Genomic DNA, 23,548 nt, shown 5'->3' with positions numbered 1-23,548 from the left:
CAATATGGACAACACCGTGAACCTGACCCAAGCGGGTGAAACCGACGGCGCACCGCTGCTGAAACGAATGATTCGGATGCGCGAGACAGGGCTGATCGTTATCATTCTGGCGCTGTTCCTGATCATGTCCTTCGCCTCGCCCTATTTCCTGACCTGGGCGAATATGCGGGCAATGTCGATGGCCTTTGCCGTCGATGGGTTGCTGGTGATAGGGATGACGATCCTGCTGATCTCGGGCGGGATCGACCTGTCGGTCGGCTCGGTCACGGCGCTGGCGATGGTGATCGCGGGGTGGCTGTTCCTGAGTGGTGTGAACCCGTGGGTGGCCTCGGCCATGGCGATTGCATTGTGTACGGGGATCGGTGCCTTCATGGGGTTCTTCGTGACCCGTGTGGGCCTACACCACTTCATCGTTTCGCTGGCGATCATGGTGATCGCGCGCGGTGCCTGTCTGCTGTTCACCGGAGGGCGTCCGCTGGGCCTTTATACCCTGCCGCCCGAGTTCAAGTTCATCGGGCAGGGCAGCATCGGGCCAATTCCGATTGTGATCGTCATCTTTCTGGTCTTCGTGATCGCCTTTGACTTCATGCTGCGACGCACGACCATGTTCCGCAAGGTGTTCTATACGGGCAGTAACGAAAAGGCCGCCGCCTATTCGGGTATCCGAACCAAGAAGGTCATCTTCCTGACCACGACACTGTGTTCAACCTTATGCGGCGTTGCAGGTATCATCTACATGGCGCGGTTCGGCTCGGCGCAACCCACCTTCGGGCTGGGGCTGGAACTGACCATTATCGCGGCTGCTGTCATCGGCGGGGCCAGTCTAAACGGCGGCTCGGGGTCCATTCTGGGCGCGATCCTTGGCGTTGTCCTGCTGTCGCTCGTCTCCAGCTCGTTGGCGTTGCTGGATGTGTCGGTCTACTGGCAGGACATCATCCGCGGCTCGATCCTGCTGGCGGCGGTGACCATCGACCACTATCTGAACAAAAGGCGCGGGTGATGGTCGACAAAAAGAAAGACTTTGAACTTATCCGGCAAATCCACACCGTTCTGGTCCTGCACTATATGGAAGGGCAGAAACAGGCTGATATCGCGCGGGCGCTGAACCTGTCGAATTCCAAGGTCAACCGCCTGATTACGCAGGGTCGCAAGATGGGCATGGTCAAGATCGACATCGAAAGCCCGTTCGAGACGCTGATGGATATCGAGCGTGACCTGACCCGCTCGACCGGCCTGTCCGAGGCCATCGTGACCCCCGCAGTTGCGGGCAGCGAGGAAACGACCTTGCAACAGGTGGGTCGTGCGGCTGCCAATCACCTGCTTGAGACCCTGCGCGACGGCGACGTCATTGCAATCACCGGCGGCAAGGCCGTCAGCGCCACGGTCGAGGCGTTGGAATCGGAACGTGATTTTGACGTGACAGTCGTGCCGCTGACAGGCGGCATTCAGGGCAAATATTATACGGATGTGAACCATCTGGCGACGCAGATGGCGGACCGGCTGGGCGGCAAGACCATGCTGCTGCACGCGCCACTGTTCGCCGAAAGCCGCGAACAGCGGGACATGCTGGAACAGGTCTCCTCGATCCGCGAGGTGCTGGATCTGGCCCGCCGCGCGAATGTGGCGCTTGTGGGGGTTGGTTCGATCGAACCCGAAGGCTCCAGCTATTACGACCTTCACCCGGTGCCCGAGGCGGATCGCAAGATGCTGATGGGTATGGGCGTGATCGGAGAGTTTCTGGCCCATCTGATCCATATCGACGGCTCGGTATCGAACTATGCGCTGAACTCGCGGCTGGTTTCGGTCACGCCGTCCGATCTGGCGCAGTGTTCGCGGGTGATCGGGGTCAGTGCCGGGGCGCAGAAAGTGCAGCCGATCAAGGCAGTATTGAACGGAAAGTTTCTCAACTCGCTGATCCTGGACGAAGATACAGCGACCGCAGTCATACAGGAAATGGAAGGAACACGAGATGTCGCATGAGATGCTGACACGGGAAATTGGTGCTTCGGGGATCGAGGCTTCGGTCATCGGGCTGGGCACTTGGGCCATCGGCGGGTGGATGTGGGGTGGTACGGATGAGGCCAAATCCATCGCCGCAATTCAGGCCTCGGTCGATGCAGGCGTGTCGCTGATCGACACCGCCCCCGCTTATGGGCAGGGCGTGGCCGAGGACATCGTCGGCAAGGCGCTGAAAGGGCGGCGTGACAAGGTGGTGCTGGCCACCAAATGCGGGCTGGTCTGGCACACGCAGAAGGGCAACCATTTCTTCGACTATGACGGCAAGCCGGTGCATCGCTATCTGGGCAAGGACGCGATCATCTATGAGGTCGAACAAAGTTTGACCCGTCTGGGCACCGACTATATCGACCACTACATCACCCACTGGCAAGACCCGACCACCCCCATCGCTGAGACGATGGAGGCGCTGGAAACTCTGAAACAGCAGGGCAAGATCCGGTCGATCGGGGCCAGCAACACCTCGGTCGATGAGGTGAAGGCTTATCTGGCAGCGGGTCAGCTGGACGCCGTTCAGGAAGAATATTCGATGGTCAAACGCGACATCGAAGGCACTCTGCTGCCGGTCTGTCGTGAGAACGGCGTGTCGGTGCTCAGCTACTCCTCATTGGCGCTGGGGCTGCTCAGCGGCAAGATCGGGCCGGATCGTGAGTTTACCGGGGACGATCAGCGCAAGGACAACCCGCGCTTTTCGATGGCGAACCGCCAGAAGGTCGCCAACCTGATGGAGACCATCGCACCCATTGCCGAAGCCCACGGCGCGACGCTGGCGCAGACGGTGATTGCGTGGACCGTGCAACAGCCCGGTATCACCTTCTCGCTGTGTGGCGCGCGTGACGCGGCGCAGGCGGTCGAAAATGCCAAGTCGGGCCAGTTGCGTCTGACCGACGGCGAGATTGCCGAGATCGACGCCCAAGCCCGCGCGCATCTCAGCGATCTGGACAGCTAAGCCCCAAGACCCCGCAACGAACAGGACCACCATGTCAGAACAACGGCACCAAAACCTGACAAAACTGCGTGAGAACGCTGTGTTTGACGTCGTGGTCATCGGCGGGGGCGTAAACGGGATCGGCGTTTTCCGGGAACTGGCTTTGCAGGGACTGCGCGTGCTGCTGGTCGAGCGCAACGACTTTGCCTCGGGCTGCAGCGCCGCGCCGTCGCGGATGATCCATGGCGGACTGCGCTATCTGGAGAATGGTGAATTCGATCTGGTGCGCGAGTCGCTTCAGGAACGTGATGCGCTGCTGCTGAACGCCCCGCATATGGTGCGGCCATTGCCGACGGTCATTCCGATCACCTCGGTCTTTTCCGGTATGTTCAATGCAGCGGCCAGCTTTGTCGGGTGGCAGGGCAAACCCTCAAGCCGGGGGGCGGTGCCGATCAAGCTGGGCCTGTCGTTGTACGACTGGGTGACGCGCAAACGGCGTATCCTGCCAAAGCATCATTTCAACGGCGCAGGTCGGACGCGCAAGGATTGGCCCGCGCTCACGCCCAAGGTCACGCGGTCGGCGGTGTATTACGACGCGCAGATCACACATCCGGAACGGCTATGTGTCGAGATGATCCGAGACATGCAGGTCGCTGCGCCCCATTGCATGGCTCTGAACTATGCCGAGATGACACGGTTGGGCGAAGACTATGCGGTGACCGACCGGCGAAGCGGTCAGAGCCTTCGGGTGCAGCCCAAGGTGATCGTGAACGCCACTGGCGCCTGGCTGGACGACACGGTGCGTGGCTTGGGCGGTGGCGCCAATGAGCAGATGGTTTCGGGCACCAAGGGCTCGCATCTGATCATCGACAACCCGGCGCTGGTGCAGGCGCTTGGCGGTCATATGGTCTATTTTGAAAATACCGACGGGCGGGTCTGCATCGTCTTCCCCTATCAGGGCAAGGTGCTGGCCGGTTCGACCGATATTCGCGTCGACAAGGCCGCGCGTGTGCGGTGTGAGCCAGACGAGTTCGATTATATCCTCGGTTCGCTGCGGTTGGTATTTCCAGAGATTGAGATCGCCCCCGAACAGGTGGTGTTCAGCTACAGCGGTATCCGTCCGCTTCCGCACAGTGATCAGGATTTCACCGGCCGGATTTCGCGCGGTCACTACACAAAACGACTGGACGGAGATGTGCCGCAATTCTGCATGGTGGGCGGTAAATGGACCACGTTCCGCGCCTTTGGTGAACAGACCACGGACGAGGTTCTGGCCGAGCTTGGCAAAACCCGACAGACGTCGACCCTTGCGCTGGCCATCGGAGGTGGCGCGCAGTTCCCGGATGATCCGACCACGCTACAGCGCAGGCTGGTCGATGAATTCCGCATCACGCCAGAGCGCGCGCAGCATCTGATCGAGCATTACGGAAGTCAGGCCGATGACGTCGCCTTGTTCTGCCAGTCCGCGCAGGACGCACCGCTGTCCGAAACCTGTCCCTACACCGAAGCCGAGATCATTTGGCTGCTGCGCACCGAGTTTGTCGAAACCCTGTCAGATATCGTTCTGCGCCGCACGGCTCTGGCGATCACAGGGCAGATTTCGGCGGCGTTGCTAGACAAGTTGGGTGCGCTTTTGGCGGCTGAGCGCGATCTCAGCCCGCAGGAAATCACCGATCAGACCCAAGCGCTGATCCATGAATTGTCCGAGTTTTATGGCGTGACCGCCGAAACTCTGACCGCACGAAATAATGAACGGAGAACAGAATGCGTGTAAGCACCAAAGCCCGGATGAACCGGATGTTTACCAATGGCGGATGTCTGGACGTGGCGATCGACCACGGGGTCTGCAACGAACCCAGCTTTATGGTCGGGCTTGAGGATATGGCCGGTGTGATGGACACGCTGATCGGTGCCAAACCGGATGCGATCCAATGCGCCTATGGCCAGGCAGACCTGCTGCAATCGCGTCCTGAAAAAGACAAGCCCGCGCTGGTGATGCGGATCGACATGGGCAACCCCTATAACGATCAGCGCCACCGGGTGATGTGGTCGATGCTGCAAAACGCCGACGAGCCGATCATCGGCGCGCTGGAAATGGACGCGGCAGCCGTGGTGGTGAACCTGTTCATGCTGCCCGATGAGCCAGAGTTGTTCCGCCAATGCGTGGAAAACATCAGCAAAGTACGCGCGGCCTGCCACAAATACGGAATGCCACTGATGATCGAACCTCTGGTCATGCTGCCCAACAATGTGCGGGGCGGCTATCAGGTAGATGGTGACGCGGAAAAGATCGTGACGCTGGTGCGTCTGGCCTCGGAAATGGGGGCTGACATCATCAAGGCCGACCCGACCGAGAACGCGCAGGACTTCCGCCGCGTGATCGAGGCCGCCCGCGTGCCGGTTCTGGTGCGTGGCGGTGGTAAAGAAGACCTCAAGAACGTGCTGATGAAATCGGCGGCTCTGATGGCGCAGGGTGCGCAGGGGATGGTTTATGGCCGCAACATCTATCAGCATGACAACCCAAAGGCGGTTGTGGCGGCGCTGATGGCGATGATCCACAATAAGGCCAGCGGCGAAGAAGCGTGGGACATCTATAACCGTGGCTAAAGACGGATACATATTGGGGCTGGATGCGGGGAACACGGTCATCAAGGCCGTTCTCTTCGATCTACAGGGGAACCCCGTGGCGATGCAGGCGCTGGACGGGCAGTCCTCGACCCCGCAGCCGGGGCATGTTGAGCGGGACTTGAACGAGCTGTGGGCGAATGCCCGGCAGGTGATCTCTGGCTGCATCGAAAAGGCCGGGATCACACCGGATCAGATTATTGGCGTCGGTTGTGCAGGGCATGGCAACGGGCTGTATCTGTTGGACAAGGCGGGTGAGCCTCTGGCCGGTATCCAGTCTCTGGACACGCGCGCTGCTGGTCTGGCTGAGGAACTGTCCGAAACCGCGGGGGATGCCCTTCACGCGCTGTGTTTGCAAAAGCCCTGGCCGTCCCAGACTCCGGTCCTGCTGGCCTGGATCAAACGCCACCGGCCCGAGGTTTACGCACAGACCGGCACGGTGCTGTTGTGCAAGGACTTCATCACCTACAAACTGACCGGCGAGCGGGTCAGCGAGATCTCGGATATGTCCGGCTGCGGCCTGACGCGGATGCCCGATTGTACCTATGATGACGGGTTGCTGGCGCTTTATGGTCTGGGTGACGCGCGCGAGATGCTGCCGCGCCTGATCGACCCGGCGGACATTGCCGGAACCGTCAGCGCCGAGGCCGCCGCTGTGACCGGGCTGGCCGAGGGTACGCCGGTGATTGGGGGCTATTTCGACGTGGTGTCCAGTGCCATGGGCTCGGGCGTTGTGCGCGCGGGTGAGGCGTCGATCATCGCGGGAACTTGGAGCATCAATCAGGTGTTCTCGGACGAACCTGCTGTCAACGAAGATCTGTTCATGGTCTCTGGCTTTGGCCTCAACCGTTTCGTGAATATCGAAGCAAGCGCGACGTCGGCCGCCAATCTTGAATGGTATGTGCGCGAATTCGTCGAACGCGGCGCACATCACGACGACCCATTTGGGTTCTGCAATAAGAAGGTGGCCGAGGTCACCCCTGCGGCAGATGATCCGTTCTTTCATCCGTTCCTTTATGGCTCGGGGCAGGGGGCCTCGTTCCGGGGCGGGTTCTATGGCGTAGCGGGTTGGCATGGCGAGGGCCATATGCTGCGCGCCTTGTTCGAGGGTGTTTTGTTCGAGCATCGCCGCCATATCGAGGTTCTGAAAACAGCGGGCGTCAGTTTCGACCGGGCGGTTCTGTCCGGCGGCGGCTCGCGCAGTCCTGTCTGGCCGCAGATGTTCGCCGATTGCCTTGGCGTTCCGATCTACGTGGCCGAAGCGCAGGAGACCGGCGCGCTGGGCGCAGCGATTGGCGTCTCGGTGGCAACAGGCGCGTATGGCTCCTACGAAGAAGCCATCGGTCAGATGACCCGTCGCAAGGCCGAGTTCCAGCCGAATTCCGAAATGAAAGCCCATTACGACACCCGCTATGCGCAGTACCTTGCGCTTATCGAAGCCATGCGCGGGTTTTGGGACAGCACCCAAACTTCAATGGAAAGGTAATCAACATGAAAGCCGTGGGATTTCTGAAATCACTGCCAATTGACGCGCCTGACAGCCTTATGGATGTCGACCTGCCAGAGCCGGTCCTTCGACCCAACGATCTGCTGGTCGAGGTCGAGGCGATCTCGGTCAATCCCGCAGATGCCAAGCGCCGCATCCGAACGGCGGCCGAGCAGGACCATGCCGAGCCGTTCATTCTGGGATATGACGCCGTGGGTATCGTCCAGGAAATGGGCGCCGACGTCACAGGATTCACCAAAGGTGATCGCGTCTGGTATGCGGGCGATGCTGATCGTCCGGGGTCTTATGCCGAGTTGCAGGCGGTCGATCATCGCATCGCGTCGGTTGCACCGAAATCAGTCAGTCCTGCGGCGGCGGCCTCGTTGCCGTTGGTGTCGTTGACCGCTTGGGAAATGCTGTTTGACCGGTTGCAAGTTCCGACAAACGAAACACCTGCCAGCCTGTTGGTTATAGGCGGGGCCGGAGGGGTGGGCTCGATCACCTTGCAACTGGCACGCAAACTGACCGGGCTGCATCTGATTGCTACCGCCTCTCGCCCCGAAACGGTCGAATGGTGCAAGGAAATGGGCGCGCATCAGGTGGTCAATCACCGCGATCTGATCGCCGAGGTGCAGGCCGCCGGGCATGAGACCGTGAACTATATCACGCAATACGCCGATACCGCGCAGCATTGGGACGCCATGTGTGAACTGATCGCGCCGCAGGGCCGGATCGGAACCATTGTTGAGACGCCGGAGAAGCTGGACATTTCCGCGTTGCAGGGCAAGTCCGCCGCGCTGATGTGGGAGCTGATGTTCACCCGCTCGTTGTTCGGAACAGCAGATATGGCGCGGCAGGGGCAGATTTTGGCCCGTGTCGCCAGTATGGTTGATGACGGGATCATCCGAACGACTGAACAGAAAACTCTAAACGGGTTGTCGGCGGATACGTTGAAAGAAGCGCATGCGATCATTGAAACCGGGCGCATGATCGGCAAACTTGTCGTCGCATACTAATCAGAAAGACCAGAACTCCATGACAGACGCCCGGAAACTTGATGGCGAATATGACTATATCATCGTCGGCGCGGGCACGGCCGGATGCGTCTTGGCCAATCGCCTGACCGAAGACCCCAAGACTCGGGTGCTGCTGCTGGAGGCGGGCGGATCGGACAATTACCACTGGGTGCATATCCCAGTTGGCTATCTCTATTGCATCGGCAATCCGCGCACTGACTGGATGATGAAAACCGCCGCTGAACCGGGGCTGAACGGGCGCTCTCTGGTTTATCCGCGCGGCAAGGTTTTGGGCGGCTGCACCTCGGTCAACGGCATGATCTACATGCGGGGGCAGGCGGCGGATTATGATCACTGGCGTCAGTTGGGCAATGCCGGTTGGGGATGGGATGATGTGCTGCCCTATTTCCTGAAGTCCGAAGATCACCATGCGGGCGACAGCGACATGCACCGTGGCGGCGGCGAGTGGAAGGTCTCCAAGCAGCGCCTTGAATGGGATATTTTGAAGGCCGTGCAGGAAGGAGCCAAGGAATTCGGCATCCAACCGCGCGTGGATTTCAACGACGGCAGCAACGAAGGCACCGGGTTTTTCGAGGTCAACCAACGCAATGGCGTGCGCTGGAATACCGCAAAGGGTTTCCTGCGCCCGGCCATGAAGCGCCCAAACCTGCGCGTAATGACTCATGCCGAGACCGAGACGTTGTTGTTCGACGGTAAACAGGTGACAGGCGTGCGCTTCCATCAAAAAGGTGTTCGCTACGACGCCTTCGCAGGGGCTGAGGTTTTGCTTGCCGCCGGAGCGATCAACTCCCCCAAAATTCTAGAGCTTTCGGGCGTTGGTCGGGGTGATGTGCTGGCCGAACACGGCATCGCCGTGCATCACGAAAGCGCGGGCGTGGGCGAGAACTTGCAGGACCATCTGCAAATCCGCACGGTCTTCAAAGTTCAGAACGCGAAAACGCTGAATACGATGGCAAACTCGCTGGTCGGCAAGGCGAAGATTGCGCTGCAATACGGGCTGACGCAATCGGGGCCGATGTCGATGGCCCCCAGTCAGTTCGGAATGTTCACCAAATCCAACCCTGATCTGGCCACGCCGGATTTGGAGTATCACGTTCAGCCCTTGTCCACCGACAAGCTGGGCGATCCGCTGCATCCGTTTCCTGCGATCACAGTCTCGGTGTGTAACCTGCGCCCGGAAAGTGTGGGCACCTGCCACATCCAAGGCACGAACTTGGCCCAGCAACCAGCGATACGCTTGAACTACCTTTCGACCGAGAATGACAAACGCGTGGCGGCGAAATCCGTGCGTCAAGCGCGTATGATTATGACCGCCAAGGCGCTGAAACCGTATCTCCCCGAAGAAGTGCTGCCCGGCCCGGCGATGGAAAGCGAAGAAGACCTTGTGCGCGGAGTCGGTGATATCGCCACCACGATTTTTCATCCTGTCGGTACGTGCAAGATGGGGTCCGACGCCTCTGCCGTGGTGGGAGCGGACCTCAAAGTTCATGGGTTGGCGGGGCTAAGGGTGGTCGACGCGTCAATCATGCCCAAGATCGTATCGGGCAATACGGCGTCTCCGGTCGTGATGATTGCCGAGAAAGCAGCGGACATGATCCGTGCATCAGTATGATCGCGGACGGCATTGTCTATGACGTTTTTGGCTTAGCGGCGAAAAAGCCCGTGTCCCTTTTTCGCTAGGTTTGGTCCGATCCGCTTTATGGAAACCGTCAAGGTCAAGGCTCGGATCACAGTGCAAGAACTGACGCTGGACTTGGGAAAGAGGGATTCGTTCGACCCAAATTGAGCAAGGTTTTTGCCACGCGTGACCTGAGTTTTCCAAGGTGTCGAGAGGTGCGTCTTTCCCTTGGTCGTCTGTGGAATGTTGAATTTTATAAAAGTGATTAAAAAGCAATAGCTTACATTGCCAACTTGTACTCCCAAGTTCGCCAAAACCTTTGCCGAGAAACAATCAAAACCGTTGACTGAGAACGCAAACATGATAATAATAACACTTACTGCAATAAATTTCAGATACCTTGCTTGAGGAGGTCAGGATCTGAAATTGCGGCTCTGGAAGTGCATGTTCCGGGCTAGCCGCGCTCTGGAGGAAAAGCGAAAAGGGAAGAGAAAAAATGCAGCGGAGGAAATTACTAAAGGCAGGGCTTTTGGCTACGACGATGACATTCGTCGGAGGGGCCGCAGCCTTTGCACAGGATGGGAAACGTATCGCGTTTTTTGTCTCGGACTTGTCGAACGTTTTTCATCAATCTCAGGCGGCCGAAGCGGAACGCTATGCCAAAGAGAAGTACGGCGCCGAAGTTGTGGTGTTTGACGGTCAGGCGGATTCTGCCGTCATGACGCAGAACGTCGACCAGATCGCAGCGGGCGGGTTTGATGCCGCCACCCTGCATATCTGGGACGCTGAGGCGGCAACGCCGGGTGTAGAGGATGCCTTGGCAGAGGACATCGTCATGACCTCGTTCTTCAGCCCGATCACGGACACCGGTATTCCGACAGCACGCAGCGACGAAGCTGCTGTGTCGTTCGAGATGGGCGCGCAGATGGCAAAGGCGTGGAAAGAGGCGCACCCTGACAAGCCAATCGTTATGGTCCAGTTGGGCTGGCCGAACCATACCGAAGTGAACTCGGGCCGGACGGCTCCGTTTGCCGAAGGTGTATTGTCGGTTGATCCTGATGCGGAAAACCTTGGCGCGTTGGATTCCAGCAAGGGTCAGGAAGCCGCAAAGCAAATCATAGTTGATTTGCTCACGCAGCGCCCCGAAGTGAATCTGATCTACTCTGAGGCATCGAACCTGACTGTGGGTACGATGGCGGGTCTTGCCCAATTGGGGCGTGGCAAATTCGATGACGGAAAGCCGCTGACCGAGATCGTGGCCAGCGTGGACTTTGATTCAGTCGAATTCGACCAGGTCTATGATCCAAATTCCAGCCTCAAAGCCTCGATGGGATTGCCGCCGGTAGAGACGGCGCAGGGTCGTATCGACCTGATCATGGACGTATTGGACGGAAAAGTGGAACGGACATCCGATACGGCAGAGGAGTTCTTCTATAAGGCATACACTGTTTCCTACTGGAGCATGCCGAAAGAAGAGGCCGAGCAATGGCTAAAAGAGCAGTTTGGCGGTTGATTTAAGGACGCCAAAATAGACTCGAACCAAATAAATGTTGGGTCCATCGTCCACTCTGGGATCTGATTGAAATGGTTCGGAATGTGTCACCAACCCTGTGCTGCAATGGTGTATTGGGGTTGGTGGCAAAAAACTCAAACTCAGATAGGCTTGGAGAATGGGCTGCGGCTGCGTCGCGCCATTTGCAGGCTTGTGTAAAGAACAACAAGGGGAAGATAGTGCAGATCGCGCAAGCAGAGAAGGCACTGTCCGTACGGGAACTCACCAAGGATTACCCAGGCGTGCGTGCCGTGGATGCCGTGTCTTTCGATATAGATAGAAACAGCGTTCATTGCCTGGTTGGGGAAAATGGTGCGGGTAAATCGACCGTCGTCAAAATGCTGACCGGTGCGCTTGAACCGACCAGCGGGTCGATGGCCATTCTGGGCAAAACGTATGAGCCGACCAGCACGCAAGAGGCGCGAGACAGCGGGATTGGCACGCTGTTTCAGGAATTGCACGTCGTGGATCAGTTAACGGTTCTTGAAAACCTCACCCTGGGGATGGAAGCCAGCCGGTTCGGTTTTCTGGTCAAATCGGATCTGGAAGATCGTGTGGTAAGAACGCTTGCGGCGATCGAGCCGACAATCGACCCCAAGGCACGCGTGTCAACGCTGAGTGTCGCGCAAAAGCAGATTGTCGAGATCGCACGTGCTGCGTCCTCGGGCGCCAGCATTATCATCATGGATGAACCCACCGCGGCCTTGTCAGAACGCGAGGTAGAGCGCCTGTTCGGTGTAATTCGTCGCCTCAGAGAATCCGATGTGACGGTTATCTATATCTCACACAAACTGGATGAGATTTTTGAACTAGGCGACAATGTTACCGTCATGCGTGACGGCAAACACATCGCGACGAAACCTCTGGCCCAGGTGAATGGTCGCCCTGAATTGATCGAAATGATGGTGGGCCGTGCGATAACACATGACTATGAACCCCGTGGCGAGGTGCCGGACAAGCCGGTTCTGACCGTCAAGGGGCTGCGCAACCACCTGCTGCAAGACGTTTCCTTTCATGTGAACGAAGGTGAAATCGTCGGGTTCTACGGGCTTGTCGGAGCAGGCAAGACGGAAATCGCACGTGCCATTTATGGGGCAGACAAGGCCAGCGGGCAGATTGACTTCAAACAGCGCCAGCGTCCGACCTCGCCGAAAGAGGCAATCGCCGCAGGTATAGCCCTTGTTCCTGAAGAACGACGCACCCAAGGTCTGTTCACAGAGCTGACCATCCGGCGCAATATTCCGATAATGAATATCCGCAAATTGGCGAGCTTTGGGGTTTTTCATGATGAACGCGAAAAAGCCGTTGCCAGAGAGTATGTTAACAAGCTGGGCATAGCCACCAACTCGATCGAGAAATACGCCGAGAAACTCTCGGGCGGAAACCAGCAGAAGGTCGTTTTGTCAAAGTGTCTGTTCGCAGATGCGGACTTGTTGCTGCTTGATGAACCCACGCGCGGGGTCGATGTGGGCGCGAAATCCGAAATCTATAACCTGATCCGCGATCTGGCCAACAAGGGCAAGTCGGTCTGCATTTTCTCATCCGAATTGGAGGAGGTGTTGGGCATCTGTGATCGGGTTTTTCTGATGTTCAACGGACGGATCAAGGCAGAAATCAAAAACGGGGCTGAGGTCGACATTCCCCACATCCTGAATGTCGTGACTGGCGGGAGCGGTGAAAAACCATGACGGATCAGGCAATCGCAGGACGCAGACTGGCCGAACGCGACAACAGGCTGAGCGATGAGATGTTCATCACCTCATTGGTGGCGGGCGCAGCAGTGGCGTTGTTCATGCTTGCGTCGATTTTTGTTCCCAACTTCTTTCAGTTTCAGAACGTTGTGAACCTCGTAACCAATAACTGGGCTGTGATCTCGCTTGGCGTTGGGGTCACGTTTCTTTTGGTTTCCGGGAATTTCGACCTGTCGGTTGGTGGCATTGTCGCCCTGTCCGGTGTTCTGGCTGTGTGGTTCGCGCAGGCATCGGGCGGGGCCAATGCGCTGTCCTCTGGCTGGGGGATGCCGACGGGTCTGGCCATGTGCTGCGCCTTGGTCGGAGCGTTGGCGATCGGGGCGGTCAACGCTATGTTTGTAGTGGTGCTGAGGGTGCCTTCGATCATTGTCACACTGGGGACGATGATGCTGGCGAGAGGGATTGCGCAGGTGATTACTCAAGGGTCACAGCGCAATACAAACCTGCCGTCCGACTTCGGGACGTTGGGGAACATGGCGATGTTCGGCACTTCGATAAAGCTGCCGGTCGTTCTGATGGCTGTCCTGATCCTTGTCGCCGTATTCGTCGAGCGGAAAACGGTCTTTGGCCGGCTTACCTACCTGATCGGAGCGAACCCAGTGGCCTCGCGCCTTTCCGGAGTGGATAATGCGGGGCACGTTGTGAAACTGTATCTGTTCAGCGCATTTGTCGCCGGCGCCGTCGGCGTCCTGCTGGCCTCAGAGTTCAAGTCGGGCTTTTCCAATCGAGGAACGCTGATGGAGTTCGACGCGCTGGTCATTTCGCTATTGGGAGGTGTCGCAATCGCAGGCGGATTTGGTTCGGTGATCGGGATGTTTTTCGGCGCGATTGTCCTGGCGACAGTGACGTCCGCCGCGACAGGGCTGGTTCTGTCACCGGACTGGCAATTCACCCTCAAGGCGATCGCTGTATTCATCGCGATCATGGCACAGACTTGGGCTTTGGCCCGGAGGCACGCACAATGACTGAATTGACCCAAAGCCGTAGCCCTGGCGACCGTGCCAAGCAATTCCTGAAGGACTATTATATCTACCTGGTTCTCATCCTTGTAGTCGTGGTCCTCAGTACCGCCAATCTGGACAAGTTTCCTCTGTTCGAGCGCGGAAACTTCCTGAGTGAGCGTAACATAATCAACATCTTGCGCATATCGGCACCGATATTGACGCTAGCGGGGGCGTTCACTCTGCTGATGATCTCGGGCTATATCGACCTGTCGGTTGGCAGCGCCATGAGCCTGAGCGCTGTTGTTTATGCGCTGCTTGCGATCAACGGCGTGCCTTTCGTGCCTGCCTTTCTCGCAACGGTTCTGGTGGGCGTTCTACTAGGTGCGATCAACGGGTTTTTGGTGGTCCGGTTGAAGATAACACCGGTGATCGCAACCCTGATTACGCTGAGCCTGTACAAAGGGATCGCACTTTTGCTTGTTGAGGACGGCGTGTCGGCAATCAAATCCGGTGGTGGGTTGAAAATGCCAGGCTGGTTCAACGATTACGGCCGGGACGGGGTTCTGTTTGGACTGCCTTGGGCGTTCTGGGTCGCCATTTTGGTGACGATTGCCATGATCATCGCGCAAGACCGCATGAAGCTGGGAAAATACGCGGCCGCGACCGGAGGCAATCCGACGGCGGCCAAACTGTCGGGCATCAATACGGCGCGCGTCGTGATCAGGCTGTATGTTCTGGTTGGCATTTGCGCGGCTTTGGCGGGTATTGCGAGGTCCAGCTTTATGTCTCTTGGCGACCCGCTATCCGGCGATGGCATGGAATTAACCGCTATACTTGTGGTTCTGTTGGGTGGTACAGCCTTCAGCGGTGGTGAAGGTCGCGTTCTGAAGTCGTTTATCGGGGCGCTGATCATCATGTCCCTGACGGTCGGAATGTTGACACTGGTGCCCGCGTATTTCCAAACTTTGGTTGTCGGCACCGCGCTTCTGCTGGCTGCGGCATCGAACCATTTGGTGAGCAGAAAGGATAACGAAAGTTGAACGCTACAGGTCCCGACCCGGATACTCTGCGCTTGATCGCTCGTGTGCTGACACTGCATTTTCAAGAGGGCTTGCTGCAGGCTGAGATTGCGAACAGTCTTCGTTTGTCGACTGCAAAGGTAAATCGTCTGATCAAGCAAGGTCGTGAAATGGGGATGGTCGAGTTTCGGATTCACAGCCCGTTCCAGCGCCTGTTCGACCTAGAGCGACAGTTGAGAGAGCGCTGGCCGCAGGCAGAGTTCCTTGTGGCGGACACTGTAACCGAAAATGCGGAAACCACGTTGGATCTGGTGGGCAAGGCGGCTGCACAGCATCTGCAGGCGATCCTTCAAGATGAGGATGTTCTGGCCATTTCGGGCGGCAAAGCCCTGAGCGCCGTAGCAAATCATCTGCAAGTGCGGGGTAAGACGTCTAATATCGTGATACCGCTGACCGGTGGTGTGCAAGGCCAGCACTATACGGATGTAAACCACATCGCCACACGTATCGCCGATGGGCTAGGTGGGACGGCAACGCTTATTCATGCGCCTTTGCACGCGGATTCTGAACAAGAGCGCGACATGCTTTTATCTGTCCGCGCTATCCGCGACATTCTTGAGCAGGCACGCAATGCCCGCGTCTCGATCATGGGGCTGGGTGCCGTCACCGGCGAAGGAGCGACTTACTACAAAGCCCATCCTCTGTCCGAAGAAAATAGAATCCAACTTTACAAGGACGGCGTGCGCGCTGAATTGCTGGGTCATCTGGTCGATTTGGCCGGAAAGCTGTGCGACAGCGAACTGAATTCCAAACTGGTCAGCCTGCCACTTGCCCAAGCCAAGGATATCCCGGTTCGGATTGGGGTCGCGACCGGTCCCGAAAAGGTGGAGCCTATCGTCGCCGCGCTGAACGGCGATCACATCAATACCCTGGTGGTTGATGATACAACAGCCCAATCGGTTCTGGGGCGCTCTGAGGAAAGCTGACGCAAGCGCCAGACCTAATTGGCTGTTCACACACGGTTGAAACCCTGCCCGCATTTTAATGCGGGCAGCCGTTTGAGGCGGCGAGGTTCTTCTTCACGGGCGAAAAAGTGGGGTCACATCGGGGCAAAGCGATAGGTGTCACCGTCTGCTTGAACTTTGCCCACGCCTGGGAACGCAAAATGTGTGGCTGCAATTGTAAAGCCTTGCGAGGCCGCCCGTTGCAGAAGCGCACGCCGGGTGGAAACTGCCTGCTCCGGGTCGCCGTCCAGCGCATAGCTTACGCCCGGGTGGGTGAATTGCAGCCGTTCCGAGATGATCGCGTCCCCGATGATCATCAACTCTTGCCCCTTGTCCGACACGAGAACTCCGGTATGGCCAGTTGTGTGTCCGGGCAGAGGGACCAAGCCTATGCCGGGTGCCAATTCGGTTTGGCCATCGTGTAGGACCACCCTGTCAGCAAAGCCTTGGGCCACGGCCTGAATCATCTCGACCATTGGGCGCATGTCGGCGGGCACTGCATCGGGTAGGGCCGGGTTCGCCCAGAAATCCCACTCGGCGCGTGTGACGTGGATCTTTGCGCCGGGGAATGCGCTGGGGTCGGCCAGCGCGCCTATGTGATCAGCATGCATATGCGTGAGGATGATGTCGGTCGGGTCTACGGTTTCTAAACCGGGCCATGCCTGACCGGTATCCGGGAACCTTTCAGTCAGCGCATTTGCCGAACCGGTATCGACCAGAAACAAACGTTCACCCGCGCGCAGCGTCCAAAGGTTCGCGCCGATCTCAACGTGCTCACCCAAGGAAACGTCTGCGGGAACATTTGCAAAATACCCGGCAGGCAGTTGAAAACGGCCATCGTCGTGTACCGTCAGTTCAATGTCTCCGACCATAAGGTTGTGAGTTTGATTTGGCATGTCACTCTCCGCGCTAGTTCGGATTGACAATATGGGGCGGAACGCCAATCTGGATATTGTCACAAATGACGATGTCTTTGCTGATTGTGCCAAAAATGAAAGAGATGCAGCCGGTTCTGATCCTGGACTATCCCGGAGCCTTGCAATCCGCAGTGCTTGGGTTGCGGGATATGCTGTCGCATGCCGGTCTGAGCCCTGTTATCGACTCCGCCCCCAAGGACGAATCTGGTAGATGGGGCGCGGTTGTTCTGCCGCCTGCCGCCGAAATGTCTGACCCTAATGCATCGCCACAATTGGTTGGGTGGCTCAGGGAATGTGCGGCGGACGGAGTGTTGGTCTGTTCTGCCTGTGTTGGTCTGAACTGGGTGGCTGCGGCAGGGATAGACGGAAACAGGCCGGTTACAACGCATTGGGGAATTGTCAATCGCGTGCGCACAGATTGGCCTGCGTTGAACCTGGATACTGACCGGTTGGTGATCGAATATTCCGATCTGGTCACAGCAGGCGGGATGATGGCTTGGATCGACTTGGCGCTGATCGTAATCGAGCGGTTGGCAGGACGGGAAAGGATGCTGGAAACCGCGCGCCATTTTGTTGTCGATCCTGACCGCAGGGATCAACGGCGGTTTCAGAGGTTTCGGCCCGTAACCAATCACGGCGACGGTCAGGTTTTGCGCGTCCAGCGGTACTTGGAGAAAAACCTTCAACAACAAACACCTGTATCTGACCTTGCAGAGATTGCCGCTATCTCGCCGCGCAGTCTGCAACGCCGGTTTGTCGCGTCCACTGGGTTGAACCTGACCCAGTATCTTCAGCGAATAAGGATGGAACGGGCCAAGTCCTTGTTGGCTGATAGTCCGGCCTCTGTTTCAGAGATTGCGTCGCAGACCGGTTACACGGATGTGCCCGCGTTTTACCGTGTTTTTCAACGCCTGACGGGAATGACACCTGCCGGTTTCAGAAACATGGTGCGTGCCGGTGACGGAGCGAATGGCTGACACCTTGTGCCGGCACCCATCACGCAAAAAGGCTCAAATGTGGTCAAACAAGCGACCGGGCAGTGCGGCGTCGCGGCCGAGTTTCAACACTTGGGTCATGCAAAAAACCATAGCCTGGTTCGAGGTGACAACAGGTTTTCCCAGATGCGCCTCAAGTCTGTCAATGACCTCGACCGCGCGCATATCGGTGCAACTCAGGACGATTGCCTGCGCGTCAGGATGGTCCGCTTGGCAGGCCAGATCAAACACCTCATCGGGGGTCAGTTCGCCTTGACCGTAATTCCCTAATTCGCGTCCGATATCGGCGCAGCGCACGGTTTCGATCCCGTTCTGCGACAGAAACTCTACGGCCTGCGTGTTGATCTCGCCAACATAAGGCGAGGAAAACCCAACCTTTGTTGCGCCCAAAGCTTTGATGCCAGCGATCAATGACCCGGCCGCCGTTAGCGATTGCGCGCCCGATTGGGCTTTTATCTGTCGCGCAAGGTCCGCATCGAACGCAGGCCCATGCGTCAGAGTGGCAGAGGTGCAGCCGTACAGCACAATGTCCGGCCGAACGCCTGCAATCATCCGTAAGTCGTGGCTGATATCCGAGGCACCCAAACCTGCCATCTGTTCAGACCCCGGGATCTCATCCACGTCGTAGCCGCCCATACGCTGGAAATGAACCGTGGTATTCGGTGGGCGCAACATCTCCATGTCAGGCTCAAGATTGGTGTTCGTGTAGGGGACGAGCACGCCAATCTTGGCTGCGGTTCGCGTCTCGGTCATGCCAACACTCCTTTCAGCACGCTCAGCGCATTGTCCATAGTCTCTGGGGCACAAATCGTTGCACGCAGACAGTCCGGCAGGCCATAACCCGCCATTCCGCGCATCAGCAGATTTTCGTTACGCAATGCGGTGTCGGCGGTCTGAGCGTCACGCGTTGAAGCAAAGCGCAGCAGGACAAAATTCGTGTGGCTGTCCGGGACGGTCAGCCCAAGCGCGCGGCAGTCTTGCGCAAACTGGTCGCGAAGGGTTGCCGTCTGGCCGACCACCTCGTGCATGTGCGATTGATCGCGCATGGCGGCGGCTGCGGCAGCTTGCGATGCTGATGATATATTGTTTGGATTCAGAAGCTTGCGCACTTCGTCTGCAATGTCCGGTGGAAAATACCCCCATCCGACACGAGCACTGGCCAACCCATAGGCTTTGGAGAAGGTCCGGGTGACGACGGTGTCACCTCGGTCCACCAGCGCGAAGATGTCTGCGCGGTTATTGTTCGTGTCCGAAAACTCGGCATAGGCTTGATCAATAACCAGCAGCACGTTGTCGGGCAACTCGGTGCGCAATCTCAGGATGTCAGAGTTCGGAATCAACGTTCCGGTCGGGTTGCCCGGATTACATATGAAAACAATGCGTGTCGCAGGCGTTACCCCGGCAAGAACTTCGTCAACACTGACCGTCAGATCAACCTCGGGTGCCGTCCGATAATCCGCCTGTGCTTGCGCGGTTGCCGATGCCAGGAAAGCATATCCGTATTGCGTGCCCAAAACCTGATCACCGGGTCCTGCGTAGGCGCGGATCAGGCAGCCAATCAACTCCATCGACCCGGCTCCGCATAAGATGCGCGCTGGGTTTAGGCGGTGCACGTCCGCGATGGCTGCGCGCAGCTCGGTCCACTCGGGGTCGGGGTAAAGCGTCAGGTCAGCCGCCGCCGCTTGCCCTGCGCGAACCGCGGCAGGACTGGCGGGAAACGCGCTTTCATTTTGCGCCATCGAGATTGTCTGCGCCCCGCCCAGATCGGCAAGGGCATAGGCTGCCATATCAGCGACATAGGCGTTCGGGCGGATCATGCGTCACCTCCGTAATCTTTTGCGCCGTCTGGGGTGACCAGACCGCGTTTCAGATCGAGGTCGAGGGCCGACGGATCGCGCAGCTTCGGATCTCCGAACCCGCCGCCGCCGGGCGTCTCAAAGATCAGGTAGTCGCCCGGTTCAACGCGCAGTTCACCCTTGCCCGGAATGTCCTCGGCAGAGTTGCGAAAGTGAATGCGGCCGGGTTTTCCAGCGCCGCCGCCCATCCTGCCAAGAGCGGGGAATTTCAGTCGCTCAACCGAAAGGAACACAACAAAAGGCGCGTTATTGGACGATGTGATTTCTATTCGCTGACCCAACCCGCCGCGATATTGCCCCGCGCCACCGGAATCCGGCCTAAGTTCGCGCCGCCAGATCGTCACGGGCGCGACGCTTTCCGTGATTTCGACCTGACTGCCAAAAACGCCGGACGGGTAGGCCGTTGCCGACAAGCCATCCGCATGAGGCCGCGCGCCTGTTCCGCCATTATGCACGGGTTCGATTGCAAACTCCCGTCCACCGTCACGGGCCACTTCGGGCGCGTGACGCATAGGCAGGTCAAACATGCAGCTTGCGCCCTCTGCCGGTACTTGATCAGGCAGGGCTTGATGCAGGCATCCCAGTACCAAGTCAGGCGTCACCTGACCAAGAGTGTGCCGCATGGCCACGGGAACGGGCCTTTGGGCGTTCAGGATGCACCCTTTCGGTCCGTCAACGGTGAAGGGCTCTAACGATCCAGCGTTGTTCGGTATGTCCGACCCAACAATGCAGCGCAGCGCAAATACCGTGTAGGCCGTGGCATAATTCAGCGGTACATTAATCCCTTTGCGCGAACACCCCGAGGTACCAGAGAAATCCACATGCATCCTGTTCTGATGGACGGTCAGGGTGGCGTGAAGTTCCAGTTCATTCTCATACCCATCCATTTTCAGGACGTTCTTATAGGCACCATCGGGAACCTCGGCGATTGCAGCCTGAGTCCCGCGGCGCGAGGTGTCGATGATATAGGCGCCCAGCGTATCCAGATCATCGAGGCCGAATTCCTCCATCATGCTCAGCAGACGGTCGACCCCGGCCTCACAACAGGCGATCAGCGCGTAGATATCGCCCTCATTCGCGATGGGTTCGCGGGAATTGGCACGGATGATGTCGAGAAGCAGGGCGTTTGGCATGCCTTGATCGACAAGTTTGCAGGGCGGGATCAACAAGCCCTCGTCAAAGATGTCAGACCCCTCTGGTCCCATGCCAAGCCCGCCCAGATCCACCAGATGAGAGGTGCACGAGGTAAAGCCCACGACTTGTCCATTCCTGAAAGCGGGCATCATCAGAAGAAAGTCGTTCAAATGCCCAGAGGCCAGCCAAGGGTCGTTAGTCATATAGATGTCACCCGGTTTCATGTCCTGAACCGGGAAGGCCGCGCGCAGATGCTGAACCGCTTCGGCCATTGTGTTGATATGTCCGGGCGTGCCTGTGACAGCCTGCGCCAGCATGCGCCCATTCGCATCAAATATACCGGCCGAGATATCCCCACACTCGCGCACGATTGGGCTGAAGGCCGCCCGGATCAGGGTTTGCCCCTGTTCTTCGACAACCGCCAGAAGACGGTTCCACATAACTTGAAGTCGGGCAGGAGAGTGGGTCATCATTCTGTTCCTTTCCGGGTAAGAACCAGATTCCCGATCGCGTCCACACGGGCTGAGAAGTCGGAGGAGACCAACGTGGTTGTCTGCGGCTCGGTGATCAGCGCGGGTCCGGGAAGACAATCACCTGCGTGCAAGTCCGAGCGAGCGATCAGCGTTGCCTGTAACGTTTCTCCGGTTAGGTCGCAGGTGACGGGGCGCGTCTGTGACGGTTTTGTTGCGCGAGATACCGGTGCATCCGCCAATGTAGGCGGTTCCTTTTCGACGGTCGCCACGCGCACTGACCAGTTGAGGATTTCTATCTGCATCCCCGGCACCGGGCGCGAGAACTGCTTGCGATATTCCTCCTCAAACGCATGGGTGAGGGGGGCTATATCTTTGGGGGAAAGATTGCGGTCGGGCAGGGGGATTTCGATTTCGTGGCCCTGACCGCTGTAACGCATGAACGCAGTACGCTGTCGCAGAGTTGGCGCATCGCCCGCGCCTTGGGAAACCACCAGTTGCGCCTCGGAAATCATCGCGTCAAACAGCGTGTTGATGGCGTCAACATCGATGCTTTCCAACATGGAATACCGTGACCGCACGATCTCAAAACTGACCGGCGCATACAAGAAGCCAACAGCCGAACCAACGCCGGGATTTGGCGGGATCACGATCCGGCTTACTCCGGCTGACCGGGCAACCCGTGTTGCATGCAGAGGGCCATTGCCGCCAAACGCGATCATGGTGCGGGTGCCAAGCTCCTTGCCGCTTTCGACGGCATGCATGCGTCCGGCGCTGGCCATGCTTTCGTCGACGATACGACTGACACCATCTGCGGCACCGGTTGCGTTCAGGCCGAGCTTGGTCCCAATCCCTTGTTCCAAAGCATGTTGTGAAGCCTCGGGGTCAATCGCGATGTGCCCTTCGGCAAAGGTTTCGGGGGTGATGTAGCCTAGTGCAATGTCGCTGTCTGTGACCGTCGGTTCCGTGCCGCCACGCAGGAACGCAACGGGGCCGGGTTCGGAACCTGCCGACTGTGGCCCAACGGTCAATCGCCCCAACCGATCCACCCCGGCAATCGAGCCGCCGCCCGCTCCGATTTCAATCATTTCGATCACGGGAATTCGCACCGGCATGCCCGAGCCCTTGATGAACCGGGCAGCACGCGCGATTTCAAACTGGCGCGAGGTTTGTGGCTGCGCATTGTCGATCAGGCAGAGCTTGGCCGTTGTGCCACCCATGTCAAAGGACAGAACTTGATCCAGACCCGCGCGTGCGGCGATCCGAGCGGCAAGAATGGCACCTCCGGCCGGGCCGGATTCGACAAGACGGATGGGGAATTGCGCAGCCGTGTCTAGGGTGCACATCCCACCACCCGCTGTCATCATCAGGATCGGGCAGCATAGACCTTCGTCACGGAACCGGTCCGCAAAGCGCGTCAGGTATGTCTGCATCAAGGGCTGGATATAGGCGTTCGCAACCGTGGTGCAGAGGCGATCAAACTCACGCGCCTCGGGGCTGACCTCGGACGAGATTGAGATGGCCAGTTCGGGGCGCTCTTGGGCCAAGACCGCTTGCAATTGCTGTTCGTGCGCGGGGTTGGCGTAAGCGTGCATTAGACAAATGGCGACCGCGTCCGCGCCGCTTGCGTCGATCTCGTCCAGCACCGTATCGATCGCAGCCCGCTCCAGCGCGATAAGCACGTCACCGCCCACCGACATACGCTCGCGCACCGTGAACGCCCTTTCCCGAGGCACCAGCAGGTCGGGCTTTTCCAGATTGATATCGTATTGCGCATAGCGCCGCTCGTAGGCGATTTCGAGAATGTCGCGGAAGCCCTCGGTCGTGATCGTTGCAACCTTGGCGCCGCGCCGCTCGATCAGGGCATTGGTGGCCAACGTCGTTCCGTGAATGAAACCAGAGACGTCGGACAACGCGCATCCCGATTGCCTCATGACCCGTCGTGCACCGTCCATTGCACCCTCGGCAGGGTTTTGATGGGTGGTCAGGGTTTTGGTCGAAGCAACAACCTGGTCTTCGCCTGAAACCAGAACCGTGTCTGTAAATGTGCCGCCAATATCAATGGCCAGGCGCAGAGTTTGAGGGGTCATTCTGTATTCCGAAATCCGAGTGATCGCAGCGGGTTGCAGAAGGCAAGAGCCTTGCGATCAAGCAGAGATCACCAGATCACAGCCAGTTGCCCGGCGATCCATAGGA

The 23,548-nt window shown here is 58.3% G+C and carries 19 protein-coding genes; 14 read left to right on the top strand and 5 right to left on the bottom strand.

What is annotated here, in order from left to right:
• The first annotated feature begins 4 nt into the window (after positions 1-4).
• The 13 genes from ACR0LH_RS07095 to ACR0LH_RS07035 all read left to right on the top strand — a co-directional run bounded on the left by ACR0LH_RS07095 (position 5) and on the right by ACR0LH_RS07035 (position 15,962).
• Positions 5-1,000 carry an ABC transporter permease gene (locus ACR0LH_RS07095; protein ID WP_480720278.1) on the top strand — a complete coding sequence of 332 codons (996 nt, stop codon included), beginning with the start codon at positions 5-7 and terminating at the stop codon, positions 998-1,000.
• Entirely contained in the window at positions 1,000-1,980 is a 981-nt protein-coding gene (locus ACR0LH_RS07090) for a sugar-binding transcriptional regulator (RefSeq protein WP_170695660.1), read from the top strand. The genes ACR0LH_RS07095 and ACR0LH_RS07090 overlap by 1 nt, the downstream gene beginning before the upstream one ends.
• A complete protein-coding gene (locus ACR0LH_RS07085; protein ID WP_480720276.1) occupies positions 1,970-2,965 on the top strand; it encodes an aldo/keto reductase in 996 nt (331 codons plus the stop codon). Before ACR0LH_RS07090 ends, ACR0LH_RS07085 begins: the two co-directional genes overlap by 11 nt.
• A 31-nt stretch (positions 2,966-2,996) precedes the next feature.
• Entirely contained in the window at positions 2,997-4,718 is a 1,722-nt protein-coding gene (locus tag ACR0LH_RS07080) for a glycerol-3-phosphate dehydrogenase/oxidase (RefSeq protein WP_480720275.1), read from the top strand.
• Entirely contained in the window at positions 4,709-5,551 is an 843-nt protein-coding gene (locus tag ACR0LH_RS07075; RefSeq protein WP_480720273.1) for a class I fructose-bisphosphate aldolase, read from the top strand. Before ACR0LH_RS07080 ends, ACR0LH_RS07075 begins: the two co-directional genes overlap by 10 nt.
• Entirely contained in the window at positions 5,544-7,055 is a 1,512-nt protein-coding gene (locus ACR0LH_RS07070; protein WP_480720271.1) for an FGGY-family carbohydrate kinase, read from the top strand. Before ACR0LH_RS07075 ends, ACR0LH_RS07070 begins: the two co-directional genes overlap by 8 nt.
• Positions 7,056-7,060: 5 nt before the next feature.
• Complete coding sequence (locus ACR0LH_RS07065; RefSeq protein ID WP_480720269.1) at positions 7,061-8,071, top strand: zinc-binding alcohol dehydrogenase family protein; 1,011 nt, start codon at positions 7,061-7,063, stop codon at positions 8,069-8,071.
• Between the two features lie 19 nt (positions 8,072-8,090).
• Positions 8,091-9,704 carry a GMC family oxidoreductase gene (locus ACR0LH_RS07060; RefSeq protein ID WP_480720268.1) on the top strand — a complete coding sequence of 538 codons (1,614 nt, stop codon included), beginning with the start codon at positions 8,091-8,093 and terminating at the stop codon, positions 9,702-9,704.
• A 502-nt stretch (positions 9,705-10,206) separates the two neighbouring features.
• Entirely contained in the window at positions 10,207-11,223 is a 1,017-nt protein-coding gene (locus ACR0LH_RS07055) for a substrate-binding domain-containing protein (RefSeq protein WP_170383440.1), read from the top strand.
• Between the two features lie 218 nt (positions 11,224-11,441).
• Positions 11,442-12,950, top strand: a complete 1,509-nt coding sequence (locus ACR0LH_RS07050) for a sugar ABC transporter ATP-binding protein (RefSeq protein ID WP_480720266.1) — start codon at positions 11,442-11,444, stop codon at positions 12,948-12,950.
• Positions 12,947-13,978 carry an ABC transporter permease gene (locus ACR0LH_RS07045; protein WP_480720264.1) on the top strand — a complete coding sequence of 344 codons (1,032 nt, stop codon included), beginning with the start codon at positions 12,947-12,949 and terminating at the stop codon, positions 13,976-13,978. Before ACR0LH_RS07050 ends, ACR0LH_RS07045 begins: the two co-directional genes overlap by 4 nt.
• Positions 13,975-14,997, top strand: a complete 1,023-nt coding sequence (locus ACR0LH_RS07040) for an ABC transporter permease (RefSeq protein WP_480720263.1) — start codon at positions 13,975-13,977, stop codon at positions 14,995-14,997. The genes ACR0LH_RS07045 and ACR0LH_RS07040 overlap by 4 nt, the downstream gene beginning before the upstream one ends.
• Positions 14,994-15,962 (top strand): sugar-binding transcriptional regulator, encoded by a 969-nt coding sequence (locus ACR0LH_RS07035; protein WP_480720262.1) that lies wholly within the window; start codon positions 14,994-14,996, stop codon positions 15,960-15,962. Before ACR0LH_RS07040 ends, ACR0LH_RS07035 begins: the two co-directional genes overlap by 4 nt.
• 113 nt (positions 15,963-16,075) lie before the next feature.
• On the opposite strand, the gene ACR0LH_RS07030 is transcribed toward ACR0LH_RS07035, so the two are convergent.
• Complete coding sequence (locus ACR0LH_RS07030) at positions 16,076-16,876, bottom strand: MBL fold metallo-hydrolase (protein ID WP_480720261.1); 801 nt, start codon at positions 16,874-16,876, stop codon at positions 16,076-16,078.
• Positions 16,877-16,941: 65 nt separating this feature from the next.
• On the opposite strand from ACR0LH_RS07030, the gene ACR0LH_RS07025 reads away from it, so the two are divergent.
• Complete coding sequence (locus ACR0LH_RS07025; protein WP_480720260.1) at positions 16,942-17,874, top strand: GlxA family transcriptional regulator; 933 nt, start codon at positions 16,942-16,944, stop codon at positions 17,872-17,874.
• Positions 17,875-17,907: 33 nt separating this feature from the next.
• On the opposite strand, the gene ACR0LH_RS07020 is transcribed toward ACR0LH_RS07025, so the two are convergent.
• The 4 genes from ACR0LH_RS07020 to ACR0LH_RS07005 are packed head-to-tail and all read right to left on the bottom strand — an operon-like array spanning position 17,908 to position 23,442.
• The gene (locus ACR0LH_RS07020; protein WP_170695687.1) at positions 17,908-18,645 is read right to left on the bottom strand and encodes an aspartate racemase/maleate isomerase family protein; all 738 of its coding nucleotides are present in this window, start codon (positions 18,643-18,645) and stop codon (positions 17,908-17,910) included.
• A complete protein-coding gene (locus ACR0LH_RS07015) occupies positions 18,642-19,709 on the bottom strand; it encodes a pyridoxal phosphate-dependent aminotransferase (protein WP_480720259.1) in 1,068 nt (355 codons plus the stop codon). The genes ACR0LH_RS07020 and ACR0LH_RS07015 overlap by 4 nt, the downstream gene beginning before the upstream one ends.
• The gene (locus ACR0LH_RS07010; RefSeq protein ID WP_480720258.1) at positions 19,706-21,352 is read right to left on the bottom strand and encodes a hydantoinase B/oxoprolinase family protein; all 1,647 of its coding nucleotides are present in this window, start codon (positions 21,350-21,352) and stop codon (positions 19,706-19,708) included. Before ACR0LH_RS07010 ends, ACR0LH_RS07015 begins: the two co-directional genes overlap by 4 nt.
• Positions 21,352-23,442: a hydantoinase/oxoprolinase family protein gene (locus tag ACR0LH_RS07005; RefSeq protein ID WP_480720257.1), complete on the bottom strand. Its 2,091-nt coding sequence runs from the start codon at positions 23,440-23,442 to the stop codon at positions 21,352-21,354. The genes ACR0LH_RS07010 and ACR0LH_RS07005 overlap by 1 nt, the downstream gene beginning before the upstream one ends.
• Positions 23,443-23,548: the final 106 nt, after the last annotated feature.

The sequence above is a fragment of the Ruegeria sp. CL6 genome (assembly GCF_056536465.1).
Note: the sequence above shows the minus strand (reverse complement) of the source record. Positions and strands in the feature narration are given on the sequence as shown.